This window comes from Candidatus Cyrtobacter comes, from assembly GCF_034470605.1.
Classification (GTDB): domain Bacteria; phylum Pseudomonadota; class Alphaproteobacteria; order Rickettsiales; family Midichloriaceae; genus Cyrtobacter; species Cyrtobacter comes.
The window spans coordinates 1-9,713 of the sequence record NZ_JARGYT010000045.1 but is presented as its reverse complement, the minus strand read 5'-3'; the positions used below and the strand labels follow the sequence as shown (position 1 = coordinate 9,713).

Below are 9,713 nucleotides of genomic sequence, written 5' to 3'. Positions count from 1 at the left end.
TTCGCTAAACTCAAAGAAAATCGACGCTTAGCATTACGATTTGAGAAATCCGATCTCTCTTTCCTTGCCTTTATAGCTTTAGCATCTATTAAATACAACCTTTGTTAACAGTGCCTAGGCACTTACCCAAAGCCTCGATGGCATTATGGCTGGAATTTATGTGCAATGCCGAAATATTACCATTAAAATTTATAAATTTCTGATCATTAAATATATTCGCTAGGTATGAACTTAATTCCTGTATAGTTTGAGTTTGTTCTTTTACAAATTCAAAAAAATTAGATTGATTCTCTGAAAACACCCTAATTATCATTCCAAGTTCTTCATCTTGAAGCTTTAATCTTCCCAGATCACGAATACCAATTATACCGGAATCTACGGCCCATAAGATAGTGCTCCTAATAGTAAAAAGATTCCTTGGGGAAAAATTCTCCATTAAATACTTAACGCTAAGAGTACCATTTCTAAACTCATCTACACATTTTTTACTCTTAGATAAGATAGTAATAATACCTGTAGCGCTAATATTAACAGTTCCATGCCTATGATGGACTCCCATTCCCTCGAGCTCTTGTTTAATTCTTGCAAGATCTGCGTCATTGAGATAGCCTGCCATTTTCAATATATATTAAGAGGAATAGATATTTTATTGTGCCATTTCTGTATCAATATAGACAATAGATATCATATATATAGTTATTTAAGTTAAATTAGCATAGCTAATACGCTGTAATACAAGAAGTATTATACCATCTCAAATAAACTAGGTATAAAATACTTGTATATCTCCAGATGAAATCATTCTTCTTTTAATTCATTTGATAATTGGCTTTTTTATGATTTCCTTGCGTATTAACCCCCTAAAATACCGATCAGCTCAAACCATTCTCTAGAAAATTTTGGCGATATACCATTCTTTACCAAATTTTTACTGTCACAATCATTGAAATACTCCCTCTAATATCTTTTAAGACAGAGTACCACAAGCCATTCGTTATTTAACAACGCCAATGGTGCTTGACCTAATTAATTTGGTGCCATATAATTCTCGATCTTTTAAAGGTTTTAGCTTCGTTTTATGTCTAGGAGATGTTTCATAAGTGGTAAGGAGGTTTTATTTGGTCATAATGTTTCTCATTCCAATAGAAAAACACAGAAAAAGTTTCGTCCTAACTTACAGAAAGTTTCGCTGATGAGTTTTGCATTAGGTTGCAAAGTCCAAGTTAGAATATCTACCGCCGCACTTAGAAGTATAGAACATAATGGTGGAATTGATTCTTATCTGATTTCTTCCCGTAACTCTACGCTTTCCAAAGAAGCTTTAGACTTTAAGAAAAGGATACTAAAGGTTATGTCTTCTTCTAATTCTGAAGCACCATCTTTAATATAGTATTTCCTTAATTTCAGGAACTATAGCATTTTGTCCAAGGGTTTGTTGATAGGTTGCCTTTTTGACAGCGATTCGCACCATGCACGTCAGGCCTTTTGTGAGCTTAGCGAATTGTATGACATTACAGATATTTCCGTTGATGGTGGGTTGTGCTTCGATGTGATACTAACTCTTGGTGGGGATGGTATGATGTTAAGAGCTCTTCATAAATTTATAGGCCTCAATATTCCAATTTTTGGTATGAATAGAGGGTCACTTGGATTCCTCCTTAACAAGTATAGTTCCGAAAATATGATAGAGAGGATTAGGAATTCTGTTCCTGTGGAATTACATCCCTTAGAAATGCAGGTGTTAACTGATGATGGTGAGCTCATTAAGGCCATTGCCGTTAATGAGGTATCAGTTTTAAGACAGCTCCACCAAGCTGCAAATTTAAGAATATACATAGATGGGAAGTTAAGATTAGGTAAGTTAGTATCAGATGGCATCTTAGTTTCAACGCCTGCTGGTAGTAGTGCTTATAACTACGCGGCAGGTGGTAATATAATACCATTATCTGCAAATGTAGTGGCCCTTACTCCAATAAGCCCATTTCGCCCAAGAAGTTGGCGCAGCGTACTTTTAAGTAATAAAAGTATAATCGAAATCGAGGTACTTGAGCATCAAAAACGACAGATAAGTGCCGTGGCAGATTTTACAGAAGTTAGAAATGCGGTAAAAGTAAAGATTTTTCAAAGAAACGATATAAAACTCACGATACTCTCAGATAGTAATGATAATTTAGAAGATAGGATGTTGCAGGAGCAATTTTATACTTAAGCTTTGGCAGTGTTCGCTATAGATCTATAGAATAAATTTGATTCTTATTAGAGAACATAAGAATGGTTAAGCGCAGCATTTCCTGACATTTTTACTAAATCTTTATATCTTGTAGCGATGGCTTTCCACCAAACTTAAATATTTTTGCTTTTAAAAGAATATTAAAGAGATTGACCTGATTCCCTTCCTAAACCAATCAAATTTACTATAAACTCAAAAATAGCTTTTATAATACGTAATATAGAATTGAGGCATTCTCCAGAAAATTCTACAGTATTAGCAATCTTAGTACCAAGAGATTCAAAAAAATCTACAATATTAGACACTACTATATCCAAGAAGCCATAATCTTTCCCAAACTTAGCTGAGCGTGGTGCAAAACGTATTTTCTTTCCTTCTTCTTCTAAGACATCGCTAATATTCGTTAATGCTGTACGTAAATCATTCATATGCTCCGGCATACTCCCCAATTCTGCTTTAACATTCTCTTGTAAAGTAGAGAATATTTCACGCATCTGTGCAAAGGTACAAGTATTATATCTATTATCACTTATATTACCACTTAGTTGATATCTGACTAGTGTATAATGTATTCCTAAACATATTTTTCTAACCCCTTCTAAATTGCAATTTTCTTGATCCTCTATATGTTTTTGAACTATACCAAGTAATTTCTTATAATTAGAATCTAATTTATTATTAACCTCATATGTCTTCATATTATCATCGAGAATTATTTTATACCCAAATAGCTCTGAGAGTATTTTCATATCATTAAAATGACCCAAAATGGCCCCTACTTCATTTAGCTTTTCTTTGAGCGTAATATCACAGTTATCTTTGATAAATTGCCTGAACTTTTGCGCTCCTTGCTTCGTTTCAGTATTTTGACTATCGGCAAGTTCATTAACCATCGCTATTACCTGATTAACTACATGTATCAATGGATCTTTTTCAATTAATGTCCGAAGAGCAGCGCAAAATTCATCCACATCATTAATAGCATCTCCCATTACCTTAAAATATTCTGAAATTGGTGATTGATACGACCTATTTATCAAGTCTTTATAATTACCACTATCATCTTCAACACTTGATTTTACAAACAGCTCTTTTGTTATCGTTCCCATCCCAACATAGGGAAATTTCATCTCAGAATTCTTATAATATCTAGACGTAAATCCTTTCATAATCTTATTAACCTTATCCTAATCACTGTCTGTAGAACATAATATTTCTGCATAAACACTCTTATATTCTGCAAACTCCTCATCCTCAAGCCTACTTAGCAACCCTTCTATAATCCATTTATTAAAATCTTTTAATAAGCTTAGATGAACTATAAGTACTGAATCAGCATCAAGATAATCAATGAATCGAACGCCAGTTTCCAGGTATACACGTTCAAGAGCGGCACCCAAATAATCTGTACAAATATCTCTACCAGCAATACTAATGCCATTTTTTATACTATGTGTAATTACACTATTAATACCATCTTTTTTAACCAATAGCACATTGTCATCAGACATTCTAGTAACATTAGGAAGAAAAAACCTCCTTAATGACGGCTTTTTTGGATTATCTTGTGTCATAACCTCCTCTGTTTCTTTCATAATTTTATAACTAACTAAAAATCAATATATTCTACGCACTTATGACGTGCATTTCTAGTATATTGGTTGAGTTATAATTTATATAGCTTATATATATAATATCTTATAGCGTACCCAGCATAGTTATGGACACTCCGAATGAAAATTCGCGATTAATCCAACAAGTTACTCATATACATGTATCTAAGCGCCTGTCTTGAAAGTATTATGAGAAAAATCTATAATACTTGAAATTCAATACGTGGAGCGTATGTATGCTAGTGATATAAGCTATAAAGAATGGCTAATCTTGGAGCCTTTTGTTACTCAAGGTAAAGCCCTCGTAAACATGATATATAAAATGTAATTAACGCAATTCTATGAGAAGCGGTTGCCAATGGCGATTATTACCTCAAGACTTTCCCACTTGGCATACAGTTTATGATTATTACTTACGTTAAGAACTGTAAGTGGCAAGAGATTCATGATACATTTGTCACACTTGTAAGGGAAAAAGCAGGTAAAATCCAACATCAACTAATTATCGATAGTCAATCTGTAAAGACAACACAAAAAGGGGGGCCAGAAGATATGATGCTGGCAAAAAAGTTAAGGGTAGGAAACGCCATATAACGACAGATACTCTTGGTTTTGTACTATCATGTGAAGTGCATGGAGCAAACGTCCAAGATCGTAGATCGTGATGGTGCAAAAAATGTACTCGCAAAAGCCAAGGCAAAATATCCTGTTAAATTTTTTGCAGATGGTGGTTTGCTGGAGCATTACAAAATTGGTGTTTTTTAACTTTAGGCACTTTACTGGCAATTGCTCGTAAAATTGTTGATCAAGTAGGTTTTAAAGTAATTCCTAAACGCTGGATAGTTGAACATACCTTTGGTTGGTTTAATAATTTTAGGCTAATGAGTAAGGACTATGAACATAACCACAAAACCTCTGAACATATTCTCTATATCAATATGATTATGCTCAATAGATTAGCTGAACCATAATACTTTCAAGACAGGCTCTAAGGCTGCAAAAGCTATACCAAGCCTATATAGATTTCGGAGGATTTATGAAATTAGCAGAGCTGTGCAAATATAATCATTGAACCGGTTATACCATATATGACTATATACATCTTACATTAATAGCACACTGTAAAATAAGATATTTAGAGCGGCTATTAATGTGTGTTAAATATCTTACATCTTAACATAAGAGCCAGGTGCTTCACCAAGTCCCGCATCAACTACGCCCTTTGCTTCTATATTCTTACCTAGCTTTGTAGATAGCCAAGATGACCAATCAAGCCACCACGAACCCTCGTGCTTATTGGAATTTTCATCTAAATCTGATTCAAGTATAGAATACCAATATTTATTGCGATCAGGATGGTTTATTATACCTGCTATGTGTCCAGACCCACCAAGAACCAGCCTTCTTTCACCATTAAAGAGGGGGGCAGCCTTAAATACTGATTTCCAAGGGCAAATATGATCTTCCTTAGCTGCAAAGATATATACCGGTATCTTTATATCATTAAAATCTATACCCTTACCATTAATAGAAAGTCCGTTTGGCTTTGAAAGAAGGTTTTTCATGTACATATTTCTTAGGCAATATGAGTGCATTTTAGCAGGGATCCTGATGTTATCATTATTCCAAAATAATAAATCAAGTTTTGATGGCTGATTGCCCATTAAGTAGTTATTTACAAAGTACTCCCACATCATATCATTAGGTCTTAGTAAACTAAACACTGATGCGATATAGCTTCCATCAAAATACCCATCTCTTTCCATAATTTTTTCTATAAAAGAGACTTGGTTCTCATTTATAAAAATTGCGATACGCCCCACTTCTTCAAAATCTAATAAAGAGCATAAGAAAGTTGCAGAGCTTACGCTTTTATCTTTTATTTTTGCTAGATATGAAAGTGTAGCAGATAGTAATGTACCGCCCATACAATACCCAACGCAGCTGACAGTGGTTGAAGATGCAATTTTCTTTACTGCATTTATTGCAGCAATAGCCCCTTTAATCATGTAATCCTCAAAGCCAGTATTTTTATAAGTAGCATCTGGGTTTATCCACGAGATAACAAAAACCCTATATCCTTTTTGAGTTAACCACCTAACCATAGAGTTTTTTTCTTGAAGATCTAAAATATAAAATTTATTTATCCATGCTGGTATAAAAAGTATCGGTATTTCTTTTACCTCATCTGTCGCAGGTTCGTACTGGATAATTTGCAATAATTCGTTTTGAAAGACAACTTTACCTTTTGTGATAGCAAGATTTACGCCAACTTCAAATAAATCGTCTTGAACAGTAGATATAGTGAATAATTTTTTAGATAATGATTTTTTTGCATCTTGTAGAAAATTTTCGGCACCATCGAGTATATTTTGACCGTTCGAAGAGATAGTTAACTCTGCAATCTTATAATAAAGAGAAGCAAGTTTTTCCGGAGAAGTAAGATCAATAATCACTTTATTATAAAATTCCAGTGCCCCACTAAGATCTGCGCTATGTGAATTGCTTGTGCAAAAATTTTTATAATATTCTAAATTTTTTTCTGTGATTTTAGCAAAGTTACTAAATAGATCTGGCCCTTGAAAGAATGCGCTTATAAAACCTGTATAGCCACTTTGTAGCTGATTATATAATGAGAGGTTGTTTTTCATAAATTCCCCAAATGATATAGACCAGAGGTAAGAGAATACCCTATGTTCCTTGTCTATTTGCGCGGCTAGACTTAGAGCTTCGCTATATTTCTCTATTGCCTTTGTTATATTAGTGCTAAGGGTGCTACATGGTATCATGACTCTAAATTAAAATATTCAAAATTACTTAAAATTAAACTGTATCTTATTATCAATCGTGAATACAAGCTCTGTATTAAACAATTGGCATTGTTCATTCTAGACACATAAAATTCATGCTTCTTATATTCTCTTGGTATAATTTTACCGCTTTTAGTTTGTCTTTATAACTGTATCTTCAATTTAAATACCTTTAAAAGCCTATACCATCCTTCACGCCCTTATATGAATTACATTTTCTTGCATATTACCAATATTTCGCACTATTGCGCTATCTACTAATGATAGAAAGCGCTCTTTAAAGATCTATGCTTGCCAAAATCTCAAATATTGATTTAACAACAGCAGTTATTTAGCCAAACTAATTTTTAGTGTTGTATTTATGATTCCCCACCTTACTCAATCTATTTTCTATAAGTGGCCTAAAATTTTTTATAAGACCTTGTACCGGCCATGCTGCAGCATCCCCAAGCGCACATATGGTATGCCCTTCCATTTGTTTAGTTATTTCAAGTAATTTATCAATTTCATTGAGTTTTCCTTTTCCCTTTACAAATCTTGTCATTATATCATATATCCACCCTGTACCCTCCCTACACGGCGTACACTGACCGCATGATTCATGCATATAAAAATGTGATAATCTTGCTATTGCCTCTATTATATCTGTGCTCTTATTCATAACTATAATACCTCCAGTTCCTAATCCTGAACCCACTTCTCTCAATGAATCAAAATCCATAAGAACATCATTGCACACCTCCTTTGTTATCATTGGAACAGAGGAACCACCAGGTATTACGGCAAGTAAATTATCCCACCCACCAATAACACCGCCAGCATACTTTTCTATCAGCTCCTTGAGTGGTATTGACATTTCTTCCTCTACATTACATGGGTTATTAACATGCCCGGATATGCAGAATAACTTTGTACCACTATTATTTGCTCTACCCATAGAAGAAAACCATTCGTGCCCCCTTCTCATTATTGTAGGTACTGCTGCAATAGTTTCAACATTATTCACGGTTGTAGGATAGCCAAAAAGGCCAACAGCAGCTGGAAATGCTGGTGGTTTTAGTCTCGGCATACCCTTTCTCCCTTCTAGGCTATTTAGAAGCGCGGTTTCTTCCCCGCAAATGTATGCACCTGCACCCTTATGGATATAAAGATCAAAATCTCTTCCTGAATTGCAATGATTTTTGCCTAATAACCCGTTGCTATAAGCCTCATCTATAGCACTTTGTAAGATTAAGGCCTCAGCGTGAAACTCACCTCTTATATATATATATGCGGCTCTTGCTCTTATGGCATGAGAAGCAATAACAGCTCCTTCTATCATTTTATGCGGCTCTCTCCTTATTATATCCCTATCTTTGCATGTACCTGGCTCGCTCTCATCTGCATTTATTACAAGATATGACGGTAATTTCGAGTTTTTAGGCATAAATGACCATTTCACCCCAGTTGAAAAACCAGCGCCACCTCTTCCTCTTAATCCAGACTTTTTTATCTCTTCTATAATGCTATCTGGGTCTTGTTGTAAAAATTTTGCAATACAAGACCAATCACTCCTTTTCATAGCGGATTCTAGATCTGCACCAAGCCCACCATCTAGATTTTGGAACACTTTATTTGATTCATCAATCATAAAAGAAGCAGTTGTAAATACATACTAATACAAATAGAGTATTTATATACCTTTGGCAAAAGGTATAATTAATAATAAGTATGGTAAAATTTACCTCATAGATTAATATAGCTTATTCAGGCTATTCTGCTTGAGTTTTGGTGTAAAATCTGATAATTCCCTGCGTATATATCTGGAGTATAATCATGATAATTCTTGAGGGGCGATGTGTATAAATTTGGTATGACTTCTGTTTTTAGAGCGATATTATTCTATGCAGTTTTGTTTATATTGCCACATACCTGTGTTGCATTTGAGGAAGAGTATAGTGATGAGAAGGATTTTTTGATAAATTTTTCATTAGGGGCGGCAACAAACTTTGGTTTTCGCTCTTTTTTTGAAGCCCAGAAGAGTGTTGGCCTAGAAGATCCATTAGAATACAGACAAGAATTATATTTTAAAAAATATGCACTTGGGGAGTGTGTGTCACTACTAATCTCATATAATAAATGGGATAATGTATATTTTGGTGGCAAGCTCTCGTATTTGCATAATGCATCTTGTGAAGTGATAACTAAGTCAATTGATACTTATTATAATATTAAGCTACAAGCTATTAGTGCAACGCTTCAGGCCATATATAAGGCAGAAATACCTGAAGACAAAAAGATTGGTGGGATCTTTGAAGGCGGTATAGGTATGTCTTTTTCAAGGGTTAAAAATAGTGAGAATGTACTATATGCTACCAATGAGATTACAGGTGATGATGTGCTGCTTTTTAAGAACGAGGATCCTTCATACATGGTGGGAATATGTGCGAACTTTGGTTTTGGATTAATGTACCATGTATATTTAGATGTACTATCTGTTGGTCTAAAATATGAATTTGATTATTTAAATATAAAAAGAGAGGCGTTTAGAAAATTTGATAGTTCTTTTAAAGGTGAATTTGTTACCCCATTTATTCATAAAATTAGCTTGGGCATTTATTTATCCTTTTAAAATGGAAGGTTCAAAGATAGATAACTTGTTTTAGAATAGAAGGTGATAAGCGAAGAAGGTTTTACTTCATCATAGCAATAATCGTATCTCTAGCTTGCTTTGCCAACCATATCAAAACTCATTAATTCCAAATTATAAATTCCAGCAATCAAATTGAATCTTAACCAAAATCTTTTTCTTCTGATTATGCTGGCTATAATTTTAAATCGTTCTAGCGATACTGAATGACATGTAATCTTATACAATTTTCGAGAGTTTTCACCTAAAGATAGATAATAATGTATCCCTGATAATGCTGAAAAATCTCCGGTGTTGTAAGAGCGCACCAGAGCTTTATAGTAACCATTTCCTCTTCTTTGGATACAATTTTTGTGCGGCGGGTCATGCCTTGTGTTGCTGTTATTATGCTCAATGCATACGGTTCCTGATTTGCCGATAACATGGCGATT

At 34.2% G+C, this 9,713-nt stretch carries 13 protein-coding genes and 1 pseudogene; 8 read left to right on the top strand and 6 right to left on the bottom strand.

What is annotated here, in order from left to right:
• Window positions 1-88: 88 nt before the first annotated feature.
• Window positions 89-616 (bottom strand): hypothetical protein, encoded by a 528-nt coding sequence (locus Cyrtocomes_RS03795; RefSeq protein WP_322497877.1) that lies wholly within the window; start codon window positions 614-616, stop codon window positions 89-91.
• A gap of 462 nt (window positions 617-1,078) precedes the next feature.
• Here Cyrtocomes_RS03795 and rpmB point away from each other — a divergent pair, with 462 nt between their 5' ends.
• Both rpmB and Cyrtocomes_RS03785 read left to right on the top strand, forming a co-directional pair.
• Window positions 1,079-1,390, top strand: coding sequence for a 50S ribosomal protein L28 (gene rpmB / locus Cyrtocomes_RS03790; protein ID WP_322497876.1), 312 nt, complete (start codon window positions 1,079-1,081; stop codon window positions 1,388-1,390).
• 45 nt (window positions 1,391-1,435) lie between these two features.
• Entirely contained in the window at window positions 1,436-2,209 is a 774-nt protein-coding gene (locus Cyrtocomes_RS03785) for an NAD kinase (protein WP_322497875.1), read from the top strand.
• A gap of 161 nt (window positions 2,210-2,370) precedes the next feature.
• Here Cyrtocomes_RS03785 and Cyrtocomes_RS03780 read toward each other — a convergent pair whose 3' ends face one another.
• Window positions 2,371-3,399, bottom strand: a complete 1,029-nt coding sequence (locus Cyrtocomes_RS03780; protein ID WP_322497874.1) for a hypothetical protein — start codon at window positions 3,397-3,399, stop codon at window positions 2,371-2,373.
• Between the two features lie 18 nt (window positions 3,400-3,417).
• Entirely contained in the window at window positions 3,418-3,825 is a 408-nt protein-coding gene (locus Cyrtocomes_RS03775) for a hypothetical protein (protein ID WP_322497873.1), read from the bottom strand.
• 359 nt (window positions 3,826-4,184) lie between these two features.
• On the opposite strand from Cyrtocomes_RS03775, the gene Cyrtocomes_RS06155 reads away from it, so the two are divergent.
• The 5 genes from Cyrtocomes_RS06155 to Cyrtocomes_RS06145 are packed head-to-tail and all read left to right on the top strand — an operon-like array spanning window position 4,185 to window position 4,814.
• Window positions 4,185-4,265, top strand: a complete 81-nt coding sequence (locus Cyrtocomes_RS06155) for a transposase (protein ID WP_410519702.1) — start codon at window positions 4,185-4,187, stop codon at window positions 4,263-4,265.
• Window positions 4,246-4,437, top strand: a complete 192-nt coding sequence (locus tag Cyrtocomes_RS03770; RefSeq protein ID WP_322497872.1) for a hypothetical protein — start codon at window positions 4,246-4,248, stop codon at window positions 4,435-4,437. The genes Cyrtocomes_RS06155 and Cyrtocomes_RS03770 overlap by 20 nt, the downstream gene beginning before the upstream one ends.
• Entirely contained in the window at window positions 4,434-4,508 is a 75-nt protein-coding gene (locus Cyrtocomes_RS06150; protein WP_410519701.1) for a hypothetical protein, read from the top strand. The genes Cyrtocomes_RS03770 and Cyrtocomes_RS06150 overlap by 4 nt, the downstream gene beginning before the upstream one ends.
• Complete coding sequence (locus Cyrtocomes_RS03765) at window positions 4,477-4,608, top strand: hypothetical protein (protein ID WP_322497871.1); 132 nt, start codon at window positions 4,477-4,479, stop codon at window positions 4,606-4,608. Before Cyrtocomes_RS06150 ends, Cyrtocomes_RS03765 begins: the two co-directional genes overlap by 32 nt.
• Complete coding sequence (locus Cyrtocomes_RS06145) at window positions 4,557-4,814, top strand: transposase (protein ID WP_410519700.1); 258 nt, start codon at window positions 4,557-4,559, stop codon at window positions 4,812-4,814. Before Cyrtocomes_RS03765 ends, Cyrtocomes_RS06145 begins: the two co-directional genes overlap by 52 nt.
• 195 nt (window positions 4,815-5,009) lie before the next feature.
• Here the strand turns inward: Cyrtocomes_RS06145 and Cyrtocomes_RS03760 are convergent, their stop codons facing one another.
• Window positions 5,010-6,494: a PHA/PHB synthase family protein gene (locus Cyrtocomes_RS03760; protein ID WP_322497870.1), complete on the bottom strand. Its 1,485-nt coding sequence runs from the start codon at window positions 6,492-6,494 to the stop codon at window positions 5,010-5,012.
• Window positions 6,495-6,993: 499 nt separating this feature from the next.
• Window positions 6,994-8,283 (bottom strand): NADH-quinone oxidoreductase subunit NuoF, encoded by a 1,290-nt coding sequence (nuoF, locus tag Cyrtocomes_RS03755; RefSeq protein WP_322497869.1) that lies wholly within the window; start codon window positions 8,281-8,283, stop codon window positions 6,994-6,996.
• A 207-nt stretch (window positions 8,284-8,490) separates the two neighbouring features.
• Here nuoF and Cyrtocomes_RS03750 point away from each other — a divergent pair, with 207 nt between their 5' ends.
• Window positions 8,491-9,264: a hypothetical protein gene (locus Cyrtocomes_RS03750; RefSeq protein WP_322497868.1), complete on the top strand. Its 774-nt coding sequence runs from the start codon at window positions 8,491-8,493 to the stop codon at window positions 9,262-9,264.
• Between the two features lie 89 nt (window positions 9,265-9,353).
• On the opposite strand, the pseudogene Cyrtocomes_RS03745 reads toward Cyrtocomes_RS03750, so the two are convergent.
• Window positions 9,354-9,713: pseudogene (locus Cyrtocomes_RS03745) on the bottom strand (hypothetical protein); the annotation flags it as partial.